This window comes from Nitrospira defluvii, assembly GCF_905220995.1.
Taxonomy (GTDB): Bacteria; Nitrospirota; Nitrospiria; order Nitrospirales; family Nitrospiraceae; genus Nitrospira_A; species Nitrospira_A defluvii_C.
The window spans coordinates 170944-193286 of sequence record NZ_CAJNBJ010000001.1; the positions used below are offsets into that span (position 1 = coordinate 170944).

The 22343-nt window shown below is 59.3% G+C and carries 20 protein-coding genes; 13 read left to right on the top strand and 7 right to left on the bottom strand.

Annotated features, from left to right (window positions below):
* Nucleotides 1-46 precede the first annotated feature (46 nt).
* The 3 genes from KJA79_RS00880 to KJA79_RS00890 form a co-directional block, all read right to left on the bottom strand.
* Nucleotides 47-691: a response regulator gene (locus KJA79_RS00880; RefSeq protein ID WP_213040123.1), complete on the bottom strand. Its 645-nt coding sequence runs from the start codon at nt 689-691 to the stop codon at nt 47-49.
* Nucleotides 673-2991, bottom strand: coding sequence for an ATP-binding protein (locus KJA79_RS00885; RefSeq protein WP_213040124.1), 2319 nt, complete (start codon nt 2989-2991; stop codon nt 673-675). Before KJA79_RS00885 ends, KJA79_RS00880 begins: the two co-directional genes overlap by 19 nt.
* 197 nt (nt 2992-3188) lie before the next feature.
* Nucleotides 3189-5621, bottom strand: coding sequence for an endonuclease MutS2 (locus KJA79_RS00890; protein WP_213040125.1), 2433 nt, complete (start codon nt 5619-5621; stop codon nt 3189-3191).
* 219 nt (nt 5622-5840) lie between these two features.
* Here KJA79_RS00890 and gap point away from each other — a divergent pair, with 219 nt between their 5' ends.
* The 4 genes from gap to secG all read left to right on the top strand — a co-directional run bounded on the left by gap (nt 5841) and on the right by secG (nt 9322).
* Nucleotides 5841-6848 (top strand): type I glyceraldehyde-3-phosphate dehydrogenase, encoded by a 1008-nt coding sequence (gap, locus tag KJA79_RS00895; RefSeq protein WP_213040126.1) that lies wholly within the window; start codon nt 5841-5843, stop codon nt 6846-6848.
* A 95-nt stretch (nt 6849-6943) separates the two neighbouring features.
* Entirely contained in the window at nt 6944-8143 is a 1200-nt protein-coding gene (locus KJA79_RS00900; RefSeq protein ID WP_281412639.1) for a phosphoglycerate kinase, read from the top strand.
* Between the two features lie 36 nt (nt 8144-8179).
* Nucleotides 8180-8962, top strand: coding sequence for a triose-phosphate isomerase (gene tpiA, locus KJA79_RS00905; protein WP_213040127.1), 783 nt, complete (start codon nt 8180-8182; stop codon nt 8960-8962).
* Nucleotides 8963-8968: 6 nt separating this feature from the next.
* Complete coding sequence (gene secG, locus KJA79_RS00910) at nt 8969-9322, top strand: preprotein translocase subunit SecG (protein WP_213040128.1); 354 nt, start codon at nt 8969-8971, stop codon at nt 9320-9322.
* Nucleotides 9323-9692: 370 nt separating this feature from the next.
* Here secG and KJA79_RS00915 read toward each other — a convergent pair whose 3' ends face one another.
* Nucleotides 9693-10607 carry a branched-chain amino acid transaminase gene (locus KJA79_RS00915; RefSeq protein WP_213040129.1) on the bottom strand — a complete coding sequence of 305 codons (915 nt, stop codon included), beginning with the start codon at nt 10605-10607 and terminating at the stop codon, nt 9693-9695.
* A 210-nt stretch (nt 10608-10817) separates the two neighbouring features.
* Between KJA79_RS00915 and rplU the strand changes: the two genes are divergently transcribed.
* From rplU to bioB, 8 genes are all read left to right on the top strand, one after another.
* Complete coding sequence (gene rplU / locus KJA79_RS00920; RefSeq protein ID WP_213040130.1) at nt 10818-11132, top strand: 50S ribosomal protein L21; 315 nt, start codon at nt 10818-10820, stop codon at nt 11130-11132.
* A gap of 22 nt (nt 11133-11154) precedes the next feature.
* A complete protein-coding gene (rpmA, locus tag KJA79_RS00925; protein WP_013247686.1) occupies nt 11155-11418 on the top strand; it encodes a 50S ribosomal protein L27 in 264 nt (87 codons plus the stop codon).
* Between the two features lie 127 nt (nt 11419-11545).
* Nucleotides 11546-12577 (top strand): GTPase ObgE, encoded by a 1032-nt coding sequence (obgE, locus tag KJA79_RS00930; RefSeq protein WP_213040131.1) that lies wholly within the window; start codon nt 11546-11548, stop codon nt 12575-12577.
* A complete protein-coding gene (gene proB, locus KJA79_RS00935; RefSeq protein WP_213041334.1) occupies nt 12559-13680 on the top strand; it encodes a glutamate 5-kinase in 1122 nt (373 codons plus the stop codon). The genes obgE and proB overlap by 19 nt, the downstream gene beginning before the upstream one ends.
* A gap of 92 nt (nt 13681-13772) precedes the next feature.
* Entirely contained in the window at nt 13773-14453 is a 681-nt protein-coding gene (gene nadD, locus KJA79_RS00940; protein WP_213040132.1) for a nicotinate-nucleotide adenylyltransferase, read from the top strand.
* On the top strand, nt 14440-14862 hold the full coding sequence (gene rsfS / locus KJA79_RS00945) for a ribosome silencing factor (RefSeq protein ID WP_213040133.1): 423 nt from the start codon (nt 14440-14442) through the stop codon (nt 14860-14862). Before nadD ends, rsfS begins: the two co-directional genes overlap by 14 nt.
* A 1-nt stretch (nt 14863) precedes the next feature.
* The gene (locus KJA79_RS00950) at nt 14864-16264 is read left to right on the top strand and encodes a tetratricopeptide repeat protein (protein WP_213040134.1); all 1401 of its coding nucleotides are present in this window, start codon (nt 14864-14866) and stop codon (nt 16262-16264) included.
* Nucleotides 16265-16365: 101 nt separating this feature from the next.
* Nucleotides 16366-17400 carry a biotin synthase BioB gene (bioB, locus tag KJA79_RS00955; RefSeq protein ID WP_213040135.1) on the top strand — a complete coding sequence of 345 codons (1035 nt, stop codon included), beginning with the start codon at nt 16366-16368 and terminating at the stop codon, nt 17398-17400.
* Here the strand turns inward: bioB and KJA79_RS00960 are convergent.
* On the bottom strand, nt 17391-20039 hold the full coding sequence (locus KJA79_RS00960) for an ABC transporter permease (RefSeq protein WP_213040136.1): 2649 nt from the start codon (nt 20037-20039) through the stop codon (nt 17391-17393). The two genes, bioB and KJA79_RS00960, sit on opposite strands and share 10 nt — an antisense overlap.
* Nucleotides 20040-20137: 98 nt before the next feature.
* Here KJA79_RS00960 and KJA79_RS00965 point away from each other — a divergent pair, with 98 nt between their 5' ends.
* Complete coding sequence (locus tag KJA79_RS00965; protein WP_213040137.1) at nt 20138-20473, top strand: response regulator transcription factor; 336 nt, start codon at nt 20138-20140, stop codon at nt 20471-20473.
* Between the two features lie 42 nt (nt 20474-20515).
* Here KJA79_RS00965 and KJA79_RS00970 read toward each other — a convergent pair whose 3' ends face one another.
* On the bottom strand, nt 20516-21442 hold the full coding sequence (locus KJA79_RS00970) for a dihydroorotate oxidase (protein WP_213040138.1): 927 nt from the start codon (nt 21440-21442) through the stop codon (nt 20516-20518).
* A gap of 212 nt (nt 21443-21654) precedes the next feature.
* Nucleotides 21655-22329, bottom strand: a complete 675-nt coding sequence (locus KJA79_RS00975; RefSeq protein ID WP_213040139.1) for an ABC transporter ATP-binding protein — start codon at nt 22327-22329, stop codon at nt 21655-21657.
* Nucleotides 22330-22343: the final 14 nt, after the last annotated feature.

Below are 22343 nucleotides of genomic sequence, written 5' to 3' on the forward strand. Positions count from 1 at the left end.
TTCTCTCCACCCTTCGGGTGAGGAGAAACGCCTGAGAGAGCTGACGTTAGCCATTCCCGAGGTAGACGAGCACGGCCTCGACACGCCCGCTGACCTGCAACTTTTGGTAGGTATGATGGAGATGGGTTTTGACGGTATCCAGGGATACGCAGAGTTGATCGGCGATTTCTTTATTGCTGCGACCGGCGGCCGCGCAGGCCAGAATTTCCCGCTCACGATCGGTCAACAGAGACAGCCCTCCCGGATCCGCCCGGCCTTGTCGGCCCGCCATGGACAGAGCCTGCTTGGCAAACCCGTCCGGCATGTAGGCCGAGCGCACGGGAATATTCTGGAAGGTCGCACGGATGATCCGCAGGAACTCCTGATGGTCGGCGTCTTTCAAAATATATCCGCAGGCGCCGGCCCGCACCGCAGCAACGATACGGGCATCGTCGTCATGCACCGACAACATCAACACACGGCAATCCGGCACACAGCTGCGGATCAAACGGGTAGCGGTAATGCCATCCAGCCGCGGCATGTCGACATCCATCAACACGATGTCCGGCTTATGCTCGACCGCGAGGTCAAACGCGTGCCGACCGTCCATCGCATCTCCAACCACCACAATGTCCGGCTCGTGCTCCAGCAACATCCGGAGACTCTGCCGGAAGAGCCGTTGATCTTCGGCGATCAGGATGGTGAGAGGCATGACTGTTCCTGTCTGACCGGTAACGCAACCGTCAAGACGGCTCCACCCGCACGACGATTGCCGGCCGTGATGCGCCCCCCATGGGCCTCGACCACGAGACGACAAAAATGCAGCCCCAGACCGCGGCCGATCCGATAATCCTGTCCATCCTTTTTTCGGAAGAACATCTCGAACAGATGCGGCACATCTTCCGGGGCGATTCCCGGGCCCTCATCCTCGATACAGATCGTGACCATGACTCCGGGAGAAGGTTCACCGGGCAGCGTGGCGTTCGACATCGGCGTCTCTTCCACCTGCAGGGTCATGGTGATCGTGCCCTGAGGCGGCGAGTACTTGAGGGCGTTATGCAGCAGGTTGATCAGCACCCGTTGCAGCCGTCGCCCGTCCCCCCATAGCCACACCTCGTCCGACGGCGTACGCACCGCAAACCGCACGCCCTGCGCTTCCGCCTCGGAACGAAAGAGTCGTAACGTCTCCTGCAGCAGCAGGCTGGCGGCCACCGGTGAGGTACTCAACGGAAGTCCTGAATAGTGCTCCTGATACACATCCAACATATCGTTGATCATGCCGAGGAGCAGATCCGTCGTGAAGCGCAAATCTTCCAAGCAGCGTCGAGGCAGGTCCTGCGCCATCTCCGGACGCCCGCTCAGCCATTCCAGTGTCTTCTTAATCCCGGCCAGGGGATTCCGAATATCATGCGCAAACATGGAGGCAAATTGACTCAGCGACGCGAGCCGTTCGGATCGGAGCAATTGCTGTTCGAGTGTTTTCTGCTCCGTCAGATCTCGGAGTTGCACCATGATGGACTCGATGCGGCCGGCCTTCGTGACCGGCACGCAGTCGATCTCCATCGTCAAATCACCTCCGGGTGTCGGCACGCCCATCACGCCTGCCGAGACCTCCGCGCCGCGATGGAGCACCAGATTCAGTTGTGTCTGCAGGCGGAGCCGCTCAGCCTCCGCGACGAGGTCGAGGACCGGCCGATGAAGAAGAGTTGAGGCCGGCCGGGCAAGCATCACCTCGCCACGTCTATTCACGGCCTGAACCACCCCGAGGGGATCGACTAGAATTTTGGTATCGACCGCATGATCCCAGAGCAGCCGATAGTGTTCCTCAGACGTGGCCAAATCGACATTCGCCTGCTCGAGCCTTCGAACATATTGTTCCTTGGCCTGTGAGGCCAACTCCAAGCGTTGCGCAAGGTCATCAAAACTCGCAGCCAGCCGATCGATCTCCTCAATGCCGCTCGCTTCGCCGGGCGACGACGCCAGAAACGTGGCGGGGGTTCCGCCGTCGGCCATCCGGTTGATACGCTCACTCAGCGTCCCCAGCGGGCGCACAATTCGCCGACCAAGCCGCCAGCGCAGCCAGACCATAAAGACACTCGTCCCGATCCAGAAGGCGCCAAGTTTCCCGAGCAGGGCGGCCAAGGGCTCGAATGTCTCAATCGGATCCTGCTGCACCAGAATAGACCAGGCCGGCGCCCGCACCACCTGAGCCGAAAGCACGACAGGAGCCATTCCAATGATGCTCTCCTGGCCGCCGTGACTATCCTGATTGACCCGAGCCCATCGGACAGCGTTACCCTCGGTTCCCCACTGCGTCACGCTCGCCGGAAGCGGCATATGGAGGGTGGGGGCAAGAGCGGAGCAAGCCAGGATTGTGCCGTGATCGTCCAACAGCATCATGTGGCCTGTTCGACCGAGTCGGCTCCCGAGGATCGAGGACAGGATGCGATCCGTTCCGATGACGACCTTGAGGACTCCACGGACCGCCTCACCTCGCTCACCGATCGGGACCGCAACTTCCCAGTACCCATGTCCCTCCTCGTCAACCGTGAGAGGTCCCGCCCAGGAATGCCCCTCCTGCACGACCATCGTCCACCACGGCTGCCTCGCGTAAAACTCTCGGACGGAATCACTCAACCGGCCTCCGACCAGTTGCCCATCCGCCCGCACAATGGCCAGTGAATGAAAATAGCGATGCTGCGCTTCGCGCCAGCGCTCAACCTGCCGAGCCGCCTGAGCTGGCAACAGGGTGCCTTCCACCGACGTACGCAGATCGGGAAGCGCAGCAAGCCGTTGCACCCATTCAATTTCTCCGGTGAGCAACAAGGCGGCTTTGTCGGCACTCTGGCGGGCGATTTCCTGAAAGGTGATCCCGACGGTGGTCTGTAGCGATTGTCGGGCATGCCAGTAGGCATAGGCGAGCCCCACCGTGCCGGAGACCAGTCCCACGGCGAGCACTGAGAGGGTGACCAAACTTTGAAGACTGACCCGCTGGCGCATGACGGCGGCCATGGGGTAGATTGCGGCGTGACCGGCAGCGTGGACTAAGTGGTGTGTGCGGCCCGGCGGAGCCCCGGTCCCGACGCAATATGGGTGACGTCATGTCATGCTCCACACACCCTGTGGCGTGCGGACATCTGCACACAGCACCCCTTCAGCATACAAAACTTCAGGCATCGAGCATAGTCCCCCGGCCACGGGCCGCGGGGTTATCGCAATTCCACGATCGTCACCCCATCGCCTCCCTCCGCACGATCACCAGGCCTAAACGCCACGACGTAGGGGGAGGCCTTCAGATATTCCCGCAAGGCAGTCCTCAGCCGACCCGTCCCGTGCCCGTGGATAATGCGCACAAACGGGCTTCCCCCGAGGACGGCACGATCAAGGCCGGCCACCACGACATCCAGCGCATCATCAGCCGCTTGGCCGCGCACGTCCAATGTCTCCTGAATATCCTCGGTGGCGAGTGTTTGACTGGTACGCCTGGAGGGAACCGAACTCGCCTTGACCGGCTCACGACGTGCCGCCTTGTGAGGCTTGGCAACACCCGCCAGACTTGCCACGCTGGCCAGAATCTCTCCCTCACCGACTTTCAGTCGCACCCGCTTTTTCCCTTGAGGTGATTCCAGCAACGTACCCGTCATTCCCAACCCGACCACTTCCACCGGATCCCCAGCGGCAAGCTGATCGACAGGAATCGGCGCCTCGGGTTCCTCCACCTCACGTCGGACCGCCTGTTCCAATTCAACCAGCCGGACTTTGGTCTCCTTGGCCTTGAGCAATTTTTGATCGCGTTTGAGATCCTCGATCGTCGCCTGCACCGCGGCACGGGCACGTTGAAATTCCTGTGACAGCTTCTTCTTCAGTCCTTGCCGCTCATCTCGCTCTGACTCGCGCAGCAAGGTCAGCAACTCGTGGGCTTCCTGCGAAGCCTGTTCAGCGCCATGCCTGGCCGCCACCGCCGCGGCAAGGTCTTCGCTCAACCGTCGTTGTTTGTCCTGTAGATCAGTCAACAGCGTCTCCAGCACACGGTTATCGCCCTGAAGCCGCGCTCGAGCATCATCCAGCACCGCCTGATCCATCCCGAGCCGCCCTGCAATTTCAATCGCAGCGGAGCCCCCTGGTTGTCCCAGTATCAACCGATAGGTCGGCGACAAGGTCTCAATATTGAATTCGACGCTCGCATTGGCAAATCCAGGTCGCTCCTGGGCTAACCCTTTCAGCACGCTGTAGTGGGTCGTGGCTACGACTTTCACACCAGCCTCAGCCAGCCGACAGAGTAGGGCGCTCGCTAGCGCCGCCCCTTCGGCGGGATCGGTGGAGGTCACCGGCTCGTCCAGCAAGACCAGGGCACGGGAGGGAGGCGCTGTCGCAGGTCGACCGGTAGTGCCGACTCCGTCGGACACCTCACTGAGCAGTTGCACCATCTGCGTAATGTGGGCGGAAAAACTGGACAGGTCGCGCGCCAGATCTTGTGCATCGCCGATATCGGCATACACCGACGGAAAGATCGCCATCTCCGACTCCGGCGCACAGGGAAGATGCAAGCCGCAGCGTACCATCAAGGCGAACAGGCCAAGCAACTTCAGCGTGACGGTTTTTCCGCCCGTGTTGGGACCGGAGATGATGAGCACTCGCACAGTTTCGTCAAACGCCAAGTCATTGGGCACCACCTGCTCCTTCGTCAACACGAGAAACGGGTGACGGGCCTGCTTGAGCACCACGCGCCCCTGATCATTGAGACGCGGGGGGGAGGCGTGCAAACGCTGACTCAATCCTGCCTTCGCAGAGATGGCATCCAGGCGACCGAGCACCCCTACCGCCCCGGCGAGTGCTGGTTGGTGAGGGGCCACGAGGGCCGAGAGCTCCCGCAAGATTCGACGCACCTCACGCTCGACGTCCAAATCCACCACTTTAATCGAGTTATTCAGATCCACCAATTCACGCGGCTCCAGAAAGAGGGTGGCACCGCTCGACGACACGTCGTGCACGATGCCGGGGACCCGCCCCTGCATCTCAGCCTTGATCGGAACCACATAACGCCCTTCGCGCTGCGCGAAGTATTGTTCCTGCAAGACCGCTTCGTAGCGGCGCGAATGCAAGATTTGATCGAGGCGATGCCGCATCTGCTGCTTAAGGTCGGTCGCACGTTGCATCAGGCGGTGCAATTCAGGGCTGGCCGATTCCCGTATCGACCCGTCGGGCTCGATCGCGCCCTTCAGAGCCGCGGAGAGCCGCCGATACTCGTTGACCGGCCCTAACTCCGACACCAGGGCGCTCACCGTGGGGGCATCGACCTGGTGGCGGAGGAGATAGCGCTGCACATCCTCGATGACTTCTAGGACGAGCGCGATGTCTCGCAACTCATGCGCCTCCAAGGCTGCCCCTTTCGCCACCCGCCCTAACCACTCCAGCACATCCGGAAACCGGAGGACCGGGAAGGGATCGGTACCGTCACGCAAGCGCATCATGTCGGTAGTTTCCGCCTGCCGGCTGCGGGCCTGTTCCACATCTTGCTCCAAGCCCATCGCGCGACAGCGTTCTGCGCCGACCGTCGACTGGGCGTAAGACGCCAGGTGTTCCAATAACTTCCCCCACTCGAGCACGTTTCCCGCCTCGACCTGCAACGATTCAGATGGCATCTTGCTCCAACTCTCGATGGATGTTCAGGGATCAGACTCTACCGGACCACTTGCGCCGACAACAAGACGTGCCGACCCTCCGCTGATTCCGAGAGGCTTTCTTCGCCAATATCCACCAGCCTTCCCTCTTTTTGTATGCTTGACACGCAGAAAGTCGGTCAGTACTATCGCCTCAGATTCACTCAGTTCAACCCGTTTAATTCTTGAGGATTTAGCCCCATGACCACACGCATCGGCATCAATGGATTCGGACGCATCGGCCGCAATGTTCTCCGCGCTTCCCTGGGAGATCCCAGCCTAGAATTTGTCGCCATCAACGATCTGACCGATGCCAACACATTGGCCTATTTGCTCAAGTATGATTCGGTTCACGGCACACTGGACGCCTCAGTGGAGGCCAAGGATGACCACCTGATCGTCGACGGCAAAACCATCAAAGTTTTGGCCGTCAAGGATCCGAAAGAACTGCCATGGAAAGCGCTCAACGTGGATATCGTGATCGAATCGACCGGGCGGTTTACGGATCGCGAGGGCGCAGGAAAACACCTCTCGGCCGGTGCCAAAACCGTCATCATTTCTGCGCCCGCGAAAGACCCTGATGCCACCGTCGTCCTCGGCGTCAATGAGCAGGTGTTCGACCCCAAAGCGCATAACATTGTTTCCAACGCCTCGTGCACGACCAACTGCCTTGCCCCGGTCGCGAAAGTCTTGCTCGAAAACTTCGGCATCAAACACGGGGTCATGACGACCATCCACTCCTACACCAACGACCAGCAACTGCTCGACCTGCCCCACAAGGACCTGCGACGGGCACGCGCAGCCGGTATGTCGATGATTCCTACGAGCACCGGCGCGGCCAAAGCGCTTCACCTGGTGATTCCGGCATTAAAGGGGAAACTGGATGGACTGGCCATTCGAGTTCCCACCCCGAACGTCTCATTGGTGGACCTCACCGTGGAAACGGAAAAGGACTGTGATGTGGCAGGGGTGAATGCCGCTTTCAAGAAGGCCGCCGAAGGCCCGATGAAGAACGTGCTGGCCTATTCGGAAGCCCCGATTGTATCCATCGATCTCAAGGATGATGCGCACTCCGCCATTGTCGATGCCCCCCTCACCGCGGTCATCGACAAACGACTCGTCAAAGTCACCGCCTGGTACGACAACGAATGGGGCTATTCCTGCCGTGTCCGGGACCTGATCAAGTACATCGTTGCCAAAGCGTCGTGAACTGACTCCCACACATCGCGCTTTTCTGACGTGCAGCACGGGCCGGAGCTGCCAACAACCGGCGCGGAACACCCGGGAAAGGAGTAGGCTCTGCCATGAATATTCGCAAACGAATTATCGAAGATCTTCAGCTTCGCGGGAAGCGCGTAATTATTCGCGCCGATTACAATGTCCCGCTCGATGATTCGTTGCAGATCACTGACGACACGAGGATCCGATCAACGCTTCCCACCATCAACCGAGCCGTTGACGAGGGAGCGAAGGTGATCCTGTGCTCTCACCTCGGCAGACCGAAGGGGAAATTTGATCCGAAATTCAGCCTGGCTCCTGTTGCCAAACGCCTCCAGCGCTTGCTGGGCAAAGAAGTGACGTTTGCCCCTGACTGCATCGGCGCCGCCGTCGAAGGCCTCGTCGCCAAAATGCAGCCGGGCGATGTCATGTTGCTGGAAAATCTCCGGTTTCACCCCGAAGAGGAGAAGAACGACGAAGCATTTTCCAAGGCCCTCGCCTCACTCGCTGATGTCTATATCAACGATGCTTTCGGTGCGGCGCACCGGGCTCATGCCTCCACTGTCGGCATCACGAAATACATTCCCGAGGCAGCGGCGGGCTATCTCCTCAAGAAGGAAATCGAGTATCTCGAAGGAGCCGTGGAAAATCCGGTGCGGCCCTTTGTGGCCATTCTCGGAGGGGCCAAGGTATCAGGCAAAATCGGCGTCATCGAGAATCTCGGCAAGAAAGTCGACAAGGTCATTATCGGCGGCGGTATGGCCTTTACCTTTTTGAAGGCGATGGGACTTGAGATCGGTCAGTCACTGGTTGAAAACGACATGCTCGATTTCGCCAAAGGCGTCCAAGACCATGCTTTTTCCAGCGGCGTGAAGTTTTACCTACCGGTGGACTGTGTCGTTGCCGCCAGTCGCGAACCGGGCGCCGAAACAAAGATCGTTCCGGTTCAAGAAATTCCCAAAGGTTGGTATGGGCTGGATATCGGGCCGGCCTCCGTCAAACTGTTCTCGGAAGCCGTTCAGGACGCTAAAACCATTCTGTGGAACGGTCCCATGGGCATGTTTGAGGTAGATGCCTTCGCACGAGGGACTCTGGCCATGGCCCATTCGGTCGCCAACGCCTACGCGCTGACCATTGTCGGCGGCGGTGAAACGGCTCTGGCCATCCACCGTGCGGGGGAATCTGAAAGCATCTCGTTCATCTCGACCGGTGGTGGAGCCGCGCTGGAGCTGCTCGAAGGGAAAACCCTCCCGGGACTTGCTGCGCTTCCCAATCGACAGGCGTAACGATATCCTTCGCCCGCTCTTCCCGATAGAGGCTTCGTGAGAACACGTTTCATCGTCGGCAACTGGAAAATGAACAAGACGGCCACCGAAGCCGTGGCCTTTGTCCATCGCCTCAAGCAGGAGCTGCCCAGCGTTGAGGGAATCCAGGTCGGGTTCACACCGCCGTTCACAGCCCTACACGCCACACGTGACGCCCTCGCTTCCAACCCGGCTTTTCTCCTTGGAGCCCAAAACCTACATTGGGAGGAAAAGGGAGCCTTTACCGGCGAAGTCTCAGGCCCCATGCTGAAGGACCTTGGCTGTGAGTTCGTTCTTGTCGGTCATTCTGAACGTCGCCAGCACTTTGGGGACCAGGATACGTGGACGAACAGGAAAGTCCTGGCAGCCCTCCGACATGGACTCCGGCCGATTCTGTGTGTGGGAGAAACGCTCCAGGAACGTGATAGCGAACACACCGACGCCGTCATTGAACGACAGCTTCGGGCCGGACTCGTGGGCGTAGATGATCAGGGACTGGCTGCCGTCACGATCGCCTATGAACCGGTGTGGGCCATTGGAACCGGGCGGGCCGCGACGCCACAGCAAGCCGTGCTCGTCCATCGCATGATCCGTCGAATCATCGGCGAATTAGGCGGAGCGGACAGAGTCCAGCAGTTGAGAATTCTTTATGGCGGCAGCGTCACACCGCAGAACATTGCCGACTTTCTCTCGTTTGAAGAAATCGATGGGGCCCTGGTCGGCGGGGCTTGTTTAGATCCCCTCTCTTTTGCTACACTCGTCAGAGTCGCGATTAGGGCAACACCCACCAGGACCGCATAAATACCTATGTATACTCTCCTCATTATTGTTCATGTCATTGTCTGCCTACTCATGATTGGAGCAATTTTGCTGCAATCGGGTAAGGGTGCCGAGATTGGTGCGGCCTTCGGCGGTTCCAGCCAGACCGTATTCGGCAGCCGAGGTCCTGCGAACTTCCTGAGCAAATTTACGGTTATCACCGCTTTCGTGTTCATGTTCACCTCGTTGTCTCTGGCCATCCTGGCAAAAGATCGAACCTTCTCCTCCACCGTCATCGACCTGAACAAGAAATCGGCTACAACGCCCCCTAGCTCGACATCCACCGACAGTAGCTCCGCTCCTGCGAAAGAATCACATTCCTCCGGCGAAGGATCCCACTAAGCTTTCAGTTCCTATCGCTCAATCCCTCCCACGATCGATGCTCGAGTGGACTCGTAATCTCGGGTGCCGCCTCTAGCGATCACTTTAGACCATAAAACTACACAACGGTTCTCAGGAATGAGAACGCTGCTTGTCGCGGAACAGCCGGCACGTTTGACTCCAAAGCAGGGAACTGAGGCGGGAGAATCCTGAAACACCTCCCTGAAGAGCACCCTAGTAGAGAATTCCGCCAATTTTTACAAAGGGACGGGAGCGCGCGACCAAGACGCCGGCTGTGCCGAAGATGCGTGAACAGAAACCGGGGGATGACGATGTTGCCAAGATTCAGGCAACTCTTGGGGCAAGAGGGGAAGAACGTTCCAAAAGATGGCTACACAGGGGTCAGCCAATGACGATGAGCGGGATCTATTCCGCCCACCACGTCAAAAAATGCCTTTTGTAAGGTTTTGGTGATGGGACCAGGAGTTCCTGTACCGATGCTCCGCTGATCGATCTCCGTCACCGGCGTAAGTTCTGCCGCGGTACCGGTCACAAACACTTCTTCGGCCACGTACATTTCGTCACGAGTGAATCGCTCCTCAACCACCGGAATCTGACGCTCTTTGGCCAGTTGAAGAATTGAATTTCGCGTGATCCCCTCCAAGATCGAGGTGAGCGGTGTCGTTTTCAAGACTCCGCGTCGCACGATGAACACATTCTCCCCTGTGCCTTCTGCGACATACCCTTCGGGATCCAGCATGATGGCTTCATCGTATCCGTCGGCTTTGACTTCGCGCTTGGCGAGTATGGAATTCACGTAGTAGCCGGAAATCTTCCCGCGGGTCATCGAAACATTCACATGGTGGCGTGTAAACGAAGACACTCGCGCCCGAATCCCCTTCGCCAGCGCTTCATCACCGAGATACGTTCCCCACTTCCATGCGGCAATGCTTACGTTGATGGGATTCTCACCGGGATAGAGCCCCATGGCTCCATAGCCGATATACACCAGCGGACGGATGTAACAAGCTTCGAGCTTGTTGACCCTGACGGTTTCAACAATAGCTTCGGTAATTTGCTTCCGATCATAAGGTATCTGCATCAGCCCGATGTGTGCCGACTCAAATAGCCGATCCACATGCTCGGGCAGTCTAAAAATAGCCGACCCATTCTGCCCCTTGTAGCACCGGATCCCTTCAAAGGCTGCCAGGCCATAGTGCAGTGAATGGGTGAGTACGTGAACTTGCGCATCGGCCCACGCGACAAATTTTCCGTCCATCCATATTTTTTCGCTAGTTTGTAACATGGGGCGGATATTACCAGCGCCTCGCGATGAGCGTCAAGGCGGCATCGCCGGCCACCAACGCAGCACTCAGCATCATGCACAGGCAGAGTGACACTCCGGCGCATCGCATCACACAAGAGCGCAGCGGTTCTGCGCATGCACTTATTCTTGACACCCCCTCGATCCCTATGATAAACACCCACGTTCTGCTGACGAGGAGAAGAAACGAACATGTACGCTATTATCGAAACAGGCGGGAAACAGTATCGAGTGGAAGCAGGGACCGTGCTCCAAGTGGAGTCACTTCCCGGCGAGGTCGGGCATTCAGTGCAGATCGATAAGGTTCGACTACTGCACGGAGATGGCGGCCTGGTAGTGGGTCAACCGGTGGTTGCCGGAGCAACAGTGACGGCGGAAATTCTTCGCCAAGGACGCACCCGCTCCATCACGATCTTCAAGAAACAACGTCGCAAAAATTATCGGCGAACCAGGGGCCACCGGCAAGGCTTCACGCAGCTGCGGGTCACCGGGATTGAAACGAAGTAACGCCTCGTAAGGAGAGTTTGCCATGGCAACAAACAAAGGCGGCGGTTCCACACGGAACGGCCGTGACAGTAATCCACAGTACCTCGGCGTCAAAGCCTACGGGGGAGAGACGATCAAGGCCGGATCCATCATTGTGCGCCAGCGCGGCACGAAGTTTTTTCCTGGTCTGAACGTGGGGTTAGGTCGCGACCATACCCTCTATGCCTATGTATCCGGTGTCGTGAAGTTTGAAGGTGGCCGTGGCCGACAGAAGGTCAGCGTTTATCCCGTGACCGCAAAGGCCTGACTTCTCTTCAGTCCCGACCACGATTCCTGCGGAACTGGTACCCTTCATTCACGCAACGCCCCCATGAGCCGGCGGATACGGTATACTCCTGGTTCTGAATAACTTCGCCGGCTGAGGGGACGTTGCGATGTCCACATTTGTCGATCAAGCCCAGATTCTCGTGAAGGCTGGCGAAGGCGGTCACGGCGCCTGCAGCTTTCGTCGCGAAAAATTCGTACCCCGTGGCGGCCCAGACGGCGGGGACGGAGGAGACGGCGGCAGCGTCCTCGTCCAGGCCACGACTCGCCTCTCCACCCTACTCGATCTTCGCTACCAAAAGCACTATGAAGCAGAGAAGGGCGAGGGCGGCGGCGGTAGCAACTGCCATGGCCGGCGCGGAACCGACGTCCTCATTCCTGTTCCAGTCGGTACCATGGTATTCGACGCAAACACGCAGGAACTTCTTGCCGACCTGACGGCAGACGGCGACAGTTGCGTCGTTGCCAAGGGAGGTCGGGGGGGGCGAGGCAACACCCAATTCGCCAGCTCCACCAACCGCGTCCCGACTCAGTTTGAGCCGGGCACTCCTGGCGAAGAGCGTCTGCTTCGACTCGATCTCAAACTCCTGGCGGATGTCGGCTTGGTCGGGTATCCGAACGCCGGGAAATCCACGTTCATCGCCGCCGTCTCCGCTGCACGGCCCAAGATTGCCGACTACCCCTTTACGACCCTCACGCCGAACCTTGGCGTGGTCCGATCGAGCGGGGAGCATACCTTTGTCATAGCGGACATTCCCGGTTTGATCGAGGGGGCGCATGAAGGCAAAGGCCTCGGCTTTCAATTCCTCCGCCATATTGAACGCACCAGCCTACTGATTCACATGATCGATGTGTCCGAGTGGGCCACGGAGGACCCGGTCGCCAGCTTGAAAGTCATGCGGCACGAGCTGGCGACGTATGATCGCACCCTTGCCGATCGCCCCTACGCGGTGGTAGGCACCAAAATCGACATCAAAGGCGAAGGCAAACGGCTCGAACAGCTCAACAAATACTGCCAACGGCGCAAAATACGCTTCTTTGCCATCTCGGCCGCCACGCGTGAAGGATTGGACGAGTGCCTGCGCTACATGGGGCAGCAGGTGGAGGCGTTGCGAACAATCCCGTGCGAGACGAAGTCATAACACAAGCCAGACGCGTGGTCGTCAAGATCGGGAGCAGCCTCATTGCCTCGCGCGAAACGGGACTGAGCGCCGAGCGCCTTGAGCGGCTCGCTAAGGAAATTGCCGAGATACGCGCCCAGGGACGTGAGGTGCTCGTCGTCTCCTCCGGCGCGGTGGTGTCAGGCATCAAAAAACTCGGGTTGCGCGAATATCCCAAAAGCCTGCCGGTGAAGCAGGCCGCGGCAGCAGTCGGCCAGAGCCGGTTGATGTGGGCCTATGAAAAGGCGTTTGAGCGACTCGATCTCCGCGTTGCGCAAGTGCTCCTGACGCATGCAGATCTGGCAGATCGCCGACGTTTTTTGAACGCCAGGCACACCCTGACGACCTTGATTGAATTTGGAGTCGTTCCCATCATCAACGAAAACGACACCGTTGCCGTTGAAGAAATCCGGGTCGGAGACAACGATACGCTGGCAGCCCAGGTAGCGCATCTTATCGATGCAGACCTCCTCGTCATTCTCTCGGATGTGGACGGACTGTTCACCGCCGATCCTCGAAAAGATCCCGGCGCGACCTTGATCCCGCTGATTCACGAGATCACCGAAGACATTGAACAGCGCGCAGGCCTGTCCTCTACCTTTGAAGGCACCGGGGGCATGGCCACCAAGGTACGAGCGGCGAAAAAGGTGGGCGAATACGGGGTCCCGACCTTGATCCTCAACGGCACTCACCAACGATTACTCCCAGAGGTGCTGTCCGGACACCCAGGCGGCAGCTTGTTTCTTGGCCGCGAGCGACGCATGAACAGCCGGAAACATTGGATTGCGTTTACCTTACGCCCCAGGGGCCAAGTCCAATTGGATCAGGGCGCGGTCGAGGCGCTGGTGCGCAAAGGCAAGAGTCTTCTGGCCTCGGGGATCCGCGACATCACCGGCCAGTTCGACGCCGGCGACCCAGTCACCTGCACTGGCCCAGACGGCAAGGAATGCGCCAAAGGCCTGGTGAACTTTTCCTCCGCAATCCTCATCCGCATCAAGGGCCTCAAGACGGCCGATATTCAGAAGATCCCCGGTCTCCAGGAGTACGAAGAGGTCATCCACCGCGACAATCTGGTGATTCTGTAGCGCCCGTGGCCTAGCCCGCGCGACGCCGGCATCCCTTGATGTCAATCGAGTACTCGCTTCGCAGAGACCTGAGTTCGAGTGAGGGGAAGAGCGTGCGCCTGGGACTCTTAGGCGGAAGTTTTAATCCCGTCCACCGCTGCCATCTTTCGATCGCACAATCGGCCCGGCAGCTTCTGAACCTGGACCGCGTACTGTTCATCCCAACCGGAGATCCTCCGCACAAACAGTCCAGGACGCTCGCCGATGCCCAGCATCGGTACCGCATGGTCGAGCTGGCAATTCAGGACATTCCTGAATTCGCCCTCACGGATATCGAAATCCGCCGCACCGGCAAATCCTACTCGATCGATACTGTCCGGGCGATTCAGCAAGAATACGGCCCGGACACCTCACTGTTTTTCATCATCGGCCTGGATGCATTTTTGGATCTCCCCTCTTGGAAGGAAGCCGGCCTCCTGCTGAAGACCTGCGATTTTGTCGTGATTTCAAGACCGTCCACCAGGTTTGTGACCCTGGCCTCCGTTCCGTTCTTCAACGAAGTTCCACGAGACAGGCTGGAGGCCTTGGACGCCGCCACGCAAGACCGGGCAGACGTGCCCCTGGCCAACGGCCGCATCCTGACCTTCCTTAGACTTCCGCCTTGCGAAAGCTCCGCATCAGAGATCCGCGCCCGCCTTCGGGACGGCCGTCCACTGGCAAATCTGTTGCCCCCCCTCGTTGAATCCTATATACTTCGCGAGGGGTTATACAGGGAGGACGGTGAGCGTTTCTGAATCAAAAGCCAAAGCGCTGGCGGTGGCGAGTGCCATCCTGGACAAAAAGGCCACCGACGTTCTGATCCTGCATATTGCCAAACTGACCTCCCTCGCCGATTACTTAGTCATCGGCTCCGGAGAATCGGAGCGACAGGCACGGGCGATCGCAGACCATGTGAGTGACGTGCTCAAAGCTGAGGGGCATGCGCCGCTCAGCGTCGAAGGGGCCTCGTCGGCCAAGTGGGTCGTCATAGACTTTGGTGACGTCATCGTCCATATTTTCCAGAAGGATATTCGCGAACACTACGCACTCGAACGACTGTGGGGCGATGCAGGGCAAGTACGGGTGCCGGAAGAGCGCGCCGTGAAGGCGGCAAAACCGGCACGATCGACAGCACGCCCCGCGCGCACCCGGAAACGGGTCTAGCATGTTTCGGCTCCTGTCCACGATCTTCCTCGCCAGCGTCGGCATTTTTCTCTACAGCTACTTTCGAGAGCTGAACCCCGGTACCATTACGGTCAGAACCAGCCCCGATGCCCTGTTTGAACTCAGTCCCGTATCATTGGTGCTATTCTCGATGGCCCTTGGTGCCACGCTGGTGGCCCTGATCGTCACGATCAAAGAAACTTCGCATGTCTTCATGAACTGGCGCACCAACCGCCTCGTGCGCCGGAAAGAAAAGGTCGATGCCCTCCATCGGGACGGGACGCACGCCTTCATGTCCAAACGAACGGCCGACGCCGTGAGTCTCTTCGAGCGCGCGCTGGTGATCGACCCCAACCGGACCGACTCACTGCTCTGGCTCGGAAATATTTACCGGTCCGAGAGCAACTTCGCCGAAGCGATCCGGCTCCATCAGCAGGCCCACCGCATCGAAGAACGTAATGTGGAAGTGCTCCTCGAATTGGCTAAGGATTTGGAGGGCGCCCGCCGGTACGAAGACGCGCTCCAAACTCTGCAGAACATTCTCCGACTCGAACCCGATAACTTGATGGCCTTGATTCGCAAGCGGGACCTGTACATCCGCCTTGAAAAATGGAGCGATGCGCTCGAGATTCAGCACCGGCTCGTGAAAGCCAATCTGCCGGAAAGTGAGCGCCGAGCCGAGGCCAATCTCCTGCTTGGCTGCATGTACGAAGTCGGCCGGCAACTCTTGGAACGAGGGCACCCCGACAAAGCTCGGCGGTATTTCCGTGGCGCGATCAAGAAAGACCGCACCTTTCTGCCGGCCTATATTGGCATCGGTGAAATTCTGGTCCGCGAGGGCAAAACCAAAAACGCGGTTGAAATTCTCAAGAAAATTTACGCCAAGACACGCAGCGTCATCATTCTCCACCGCCTGGAGGAACTTTTCCTGGAGCTCGGGGAGCCCGACGAGATCATCCGCGTGTATCAGGAAGCCCTTCAACAAGATCCCCACAACGCCGTCGTCCAGTTCTACCTGGGGAAGCTCTACTACCGGCTGGAAATGGTGGACGAAGCCTACGACGTGCTTTCGACGCTGGACGGCACGCAGGAACATCTGGTCGATTACCACAAGATCATGGCGAACCTGTATCTCCGCAAGCAGCACATGGACGAGGCCGTGGGAGAACTCAAGAAAGCGCTGGGATTCAAGAAGCGAGTCGTCGTCCCCTATCAATGCTCGCAATGTCACCATGAACTGGCGGAATGGTCCGGCCGTTGCCGACGCTGTGGGCGCTGGAACACCTATGTCGCGCTCCCCTGGCGCGACACCACCAAGGCCGAAACGGACCCGGGCAGTCACAACTCCCGCCTGCCCTCCGTGCCCTACCAAGGCATTGCATCTCCCTTTGAAACCGTGTAGGGTTTCGACCGCACTTTTTTCACTTCACAGAGACGGCCTCCGCCCACGGACACACCGGTCGGGAATCAAGGTTCGATCTGTTTTTTCCAGGAGTAGCGTGCATGACTGAGCTGAGCAGGCTGGCCGAGAAGGCCTTACGAGACGAACCGTTGACCCACGAAGAATCACTGGCCGTGTTGCAGACCCCAGACTCTCGTCTACTGGAACTGTTACAAGCGGCCTTCACGGTGCGTGAGCGTTACTTCGGCAAGACCGTCCGCCTGCAAATGCTGCTCAACGCCAAGAGCGGCGCCTGCCAGGAAGACTGCGGATACTGTTCGCAGTCGTCCGTGTCAAAGGCGCCGATCGAGCGGTACGGGCTCCTCCCGCAAGAGCAGATGATCACGGGGGCACGGCGCGCGGCTGCCGCCAAAGCTCAACGCTATTGCATCGTCATCAGCGGACGTAGCCCCCTTGATCGCGACATTGCCGAGATTGCCTCGGCCGTCCGGTCCATCAAGCAGGAAGTCCCGATTCAGATCTGCTGCTCATTGGGTTTGCTCAGCGAGCACCAGGCCAAAGACCTCAAAGCCGCAGGGGTCGACCGCATCAATCACAACCTGAACACCAGCGAGGCCTACCACCCCGAGATTTGCACCACGCATACCTTTCAGGACCGGTTGGCCACGATTCGACACGCTCGGACCGCCGGCCTCGAAATCTGCTCCGGCGGCATTGTCGGCATGGGCGAAAGCGACGAGGATCTGATTGATCTGGCCCTGGCACTTCGGGACGTCAAGCCCGATTCGATTCCGATCAACACCCTCCATCCCGCAAGCGGCACGCCGATGGAACATGCTGCGCCGCTCACCCCCCAACGCTGCCTGAAGGCGCTCTGCCTGTTCCGCTTTCTCCACCCCCGTACGGAGATTCGGATCGCTGGCGGTCGGGAACACAACCTTCGAAGTCTGCAGCCGCTCGCCCTCTATCCGGCGGATTCGGTCTTCGTGAACGGCTACCTAACGACGCCCGGCCAACCGGCAGCAGAAGTGTGGCGCATGATCGAAGACTTGGGATTCGAGATCCAGGTGGATGCGCTGCCTCTGACGCAGGACGCCGCTCCAGCCGGTGAGCCGGCCGTCGGGCGTCACTCATAGCGCAGCCCCTCCACCAACGGTTGCCTGGCGGCCCAACTGGCCGGCCACAATCCGGCAAGGAGTGAGGCGAGGAGGGTGAGGAGGGAAACTTCCACCAGCAGCCCCAAGGGCCATGCCATCTGGATCGTCCAGCCGAAGGACTGCCGGTTGATGACCCTGATCAAAATCAGCGCAAGGGCAAGCCCTCCGATGAGTCCCATAGCCGTTCCCAGCAACCCCAAATAACCGGCCTCCCACAGAATTAACGCCGTCACCTGCCCCCGGCTGCTTCCCAAGGCTTGCAATGTCGCCAATTCACGGCGCCGCTCGACCACGGATGTCACGAGCGTATTGATGATGCCCAGCATGGCAATGATGATGGCAATCGCCTCCAAGACATAGGTCAAGGTGAACGTCCGGTCGAAAATGCGAAGAATCTCCCGGCGCAATTCCGCATTGCTCAGGACCGTCGGCATCAGGCTTCCGCCGGCCTCCCGTGCGAAGATCTCCACAATGGCTGAGCGGGCCTGGTCCAGGTCCATCCCCGCGCGTACATAGACAGGAAACACGGTCACGCCGTCGTCTTTCCACCATTGCTGATAGAGGGTTCGGTCGATGACGAGTTTGCCTCCGTCGGTCGCGTAATCGTAAAAGACCCCCAGGACCGGTAGCGACCGCTCTCCTGTCGGCGTAGCAATGGACACCCGGCTCCCTTCGGCGAGTTGCAGACGATTGGCCAACACCTCCGAGAGAATCACGCCCTCCCCGGCTGCAGCACGCGTCAGAATACGCTCGGAATCACCTTCAAGAAAGAGATACCGGCTTCGGGCCGCGTGGAGCGCCAGATCCCTGGACACCAACGCGATTGGTCGTCCCTGTACCTCAATCCGCACATCACGGTAAGCATCGACCGCCGACACCGCTCGTGAACCGGATAACTGCTCCCGCCACAGCCCCGGAAGCACGGTCGGCGACGCCCCATGACGGGCGACATTCGGCCACCCGGCAGGCGCTACGATAAAATCCGCCATCACGGTCTGATCAATCCAGATTTCTACGGTTTCTCGGAAGCTCCTGATCATCACCATCACACCGACCATGATGGCAACACCGACCAGAAAGGCCGACACAGTCACCGCGTTCCGCCCCATTCCCCTGGTGGTCTGCTCACGGGCGATGTGGCGCACAGCCCCACCCAGGGAGGGCGCCGGGGACATCAGGCTCAATTCTCGCGTGCGACAGACCACGTGCATCAACTTCGGCACGAGGCACGACAACCCCGCGAGAAGACAACACGTCGCCACATACCCAAAGACGGGCATTCCGGCAACCGGTCCGGCGAACACACAGCCCAGCGCGACCAGCAAGAGCAACACTCCTGTCACAGCAAGTGAGCCTGCGCGAACGCGCTGGGCGACATCGTACTCTCCCGGCGCCAATGCTGCGACGATCACCGTCCTCCCAGCGTCCAGGCTCGGACCCAACGCCCCCAGGACAGAGACGACGCTTCCGATGAAGACAGCCTCGAACAACATCCGACCGGAGCCAGGTGCGAAACTAATTGCCCTGGTCGTCTCAGCAAGCGGTGTATACAGATCGTGAATGGTCCGTCCCACCATTCCCACAAGCACGTTCCCCAACATCAGCCCGAGCACACCTCCCACCAGCCCCCCGCCCACGCCGAACACACCGGCTTCTGCAAGAAAGAGCCCGATCACCATCGGCTCAGACAGGCCGATGGCGCGCAAAATCCCCACTTCCTTCCGTCGCTGCGCCACCATGAAGGACACCGTGTTGTAGATCAGAAAGATCCCGACCAGCAGGCCGACCATACTCAACACAGACAGGTTCAATTGAAAGGCTCCCACCATCGACTCAACCTGCTGGCTCCGTTGAATCGGGCGGCGAACCGTCACGGCAGGAGGCAGAACCATCTCGATGGCCTTCGCCACCTGCTCGACGGAAACGGACGCCCCGCTCACCACATCGATGCGATCCAATCGCCCGGTGAGGCCGAAGGTCCGCTGCGCAGCAGCAATATCCATTATGGCCCAATGGTCCCAGGGAGAAGGTGCGCCAGGCCTCCGACCCATCACTGCCAGGATTGAAACAGATATGGCTCGACCATTCGCCTCCAGGGCGACCTGCGCCCCAGGCTCGACGCCCAAATCTTTGGCGAGCGCCCCGCCCACCAGCAAACCGTTGTCACGCAGAAGCCCTTCCATTGCGACGCCCTCACCGCGCCGGTTCCGCGTCTCGAATACGGCAGGAATTCTTCCGTCAGCGCGATTCAATTCGTCCAACAGATCGAGACCCAACACGGAGAACGACTGTCGGCGTCCAGCAGCGACCGTCACCCCGACTTCGAGCACAGGCCGAGCGGAGTCGACACCGTCCACCTCTCGCACCGCGCGAATCACACGCTCATCCAAACCGGCCTCCCCGGCCGACACTTCCAACGTGACCGGCCCGGCAACCGTCAACACCGATTCCTCGAAAGAGCGCAGTACCTCAACATTGGCCGTTTGCACCGCAATGGTCGCCGCAACCCCCAGAGCGACGCCCATCATTGTCAGAACCGTCCGACCCGGATGAGTGGACAAATGTGTCCACCCGAGACGTGTGTAGACCTTCAAGAGCGCCGCAGGTATCAAGGACATCGCCACACTTGCCGATAGAACAGTCTAGTAATTGTTTTTACAGATTTACCCAGGTATGCTAAGATTACGTTCAGTAGAATTTTGGGGTACAAATTCTTATGGCACCACGCAAACGTCCTCAAGTCAAGAAGTCCGCGAAGACCACCAAAACCACTCCAGCAGCCAGGAAGCGAAAGGCTGTCAAGATCGTGAAAACCGCACCCGTGCGGAGCAAACGATCAGACGGACTGACCCCTCGGCAGAAAGAGATTCTCAAACTGGTGTCGCAGGGGAATACGAACCGTGACATCGCCCGTCGTCTGGATATCAGCGTGCGAACCGTCGAGGTGCATCGCTTTAACCTCATGCGGCGACTCAAAGTCCGAAACGTGGCCCAGCTGTTACGCCAGGCACTGCAGTTGGGATTCCTGCCGAAGAATTTCGCGTTCAGATAGATGCCGCCGGGGCAGTGCTGCGCGGAAGCCACACGTCGATCTTTACAATTCCTTGAGTTTCCCCCGAGATTCTTCCAGCGAGCGCAGCCCCCGAGTCTTGAGCTCAGCCGCCAACTCTCGCTCCAGTCGTTCGAAGACCCCGACACCCTCCTCGACCAGCACGGTGCCGACCTGAACGGCCGAGGCTCCGCATAGCACGTGTTCATAGGCATCGAGCCCCTGTACCACCCCGCCGGTCCCGATGATGGGAATCCGCCCCCCGAGTAGTTTCCAAAACGCCCGCACGTTGGCCAACGCGACAGGCTTGATCAGCGCCCCCCCCAATCCGCCGAACCCGCCCTTGGGCTTGATCACCGGCGTTTCACGTGTAGGATCGATCACAAGCCCGTTGCCCACGGAGTTGATCAGATTCAAATAGTCGACCTGACAATGCGCGATGACCTCAGCCATGACCGCATGGTGTGCCGGATCGAAGTAAGGCGGTAACTTTACTCCCATCGGCACCGTAATGAGAGGCCGTACACGCTTGAGCAACCGTTCGGAATCGACCGGATCGTACGCGATCTGCGGCTTGCCCGGAATATTGGGGCATGACAGATTGACCTCAATCAGATCGGGACGAGCCTGATTGATGACCCGCGCCATGGTCAGAAAGTCATCTTCGCAAAGACCGGCGATACTTGCGATCACCGGTTTCCCAAACTGTTTGAGCTCAGGAATGAGTTCGGCATAGGCGCGATAGCCGAGATTCGGCAACCCCATGGAGTTGATCGATCCGCCAGGAAATCCGTAGTAACGCGGCTCCGGATTCCCGCTCCGTGGTTCCACCGTCATCGACTTGGTCACAATGGCCCCGGAGCGCGAGCGGCCCAATGCCAGCAGTTCTTCCCGCGTCATGCAGAGCGCTCCTGACGCATTCATAAAGCAGCTGGGGAACTTCACGCCCGCAATGGTGATGCTCAAATCCATTTGCTGTCCTTTCTCCAGCCAGAAGCGTTGATCCGCCGACCGGCTTTGCGTTCCGTTGCTTGGAGCACGACCTTACCACGGGCAATACCGATGGGGAGCCTCCGACACTGCGGCCTCACGTCACCATCTGTCCGAATGTTCCGCCTGCAACGGCATTCCTGGCCGACTCACCACAACCTGTGTCCAGTCCCTGAGGACATGCCCTGCGATTCCTACGCTTGCTGTCTGACGCAGTTAACCAACCGACCATCGCGCATGTGCCAGACATAATCCGCCGCCGCCGCCGCGCTCTCACTGTGCGTCACCAACAAGACCGAATGACCATACCGTTGCGGCAAGGTCCGAAACAAGTTGACGATATCCGCTCCCTGTTTCGAATCCAGATTGCCTGTCGGTTCATCCGCCAGAATCAACCGCGGCCGATGCACGATCGCCCGGGCGATCGCGACGCGCTGTTGCTCTCCCCCCGACAGCTCACTTGGTCGATGCGAGCGACGCCCCTCCATGCCCACCGCCCGCAGGACCTCGTCGATACGAGCCGCAATCCCGTGTCCCTGCTCACCCTTCAGGAGGATCGGCAACGCGACGTTTTCCGCGACGGTCAGACCGGGGATCAGATGGAACGCCTGAAAGACGATCCCGATCAACTCCCGGCGCAGGCGAGTCCACTCCATGGGGCTGGCATCGGTGACCGGCCGACCGTCGAGAGCAATAGTGCCTGCCGTCGGAGCATCCAACCCTCCGATCAAATTGAGCAGGGTGCTCTTTCCGCACCCACTCGGCCCCACGAAGGCGCAGAACTCTCCCGGCAGGACGTCGAGCGTCACATCGTGTAATGCACGTACGACTGCCCCGCCAGGGCGATATTCCTTGGACAGATGCTTCACGCTGACCAACGCTG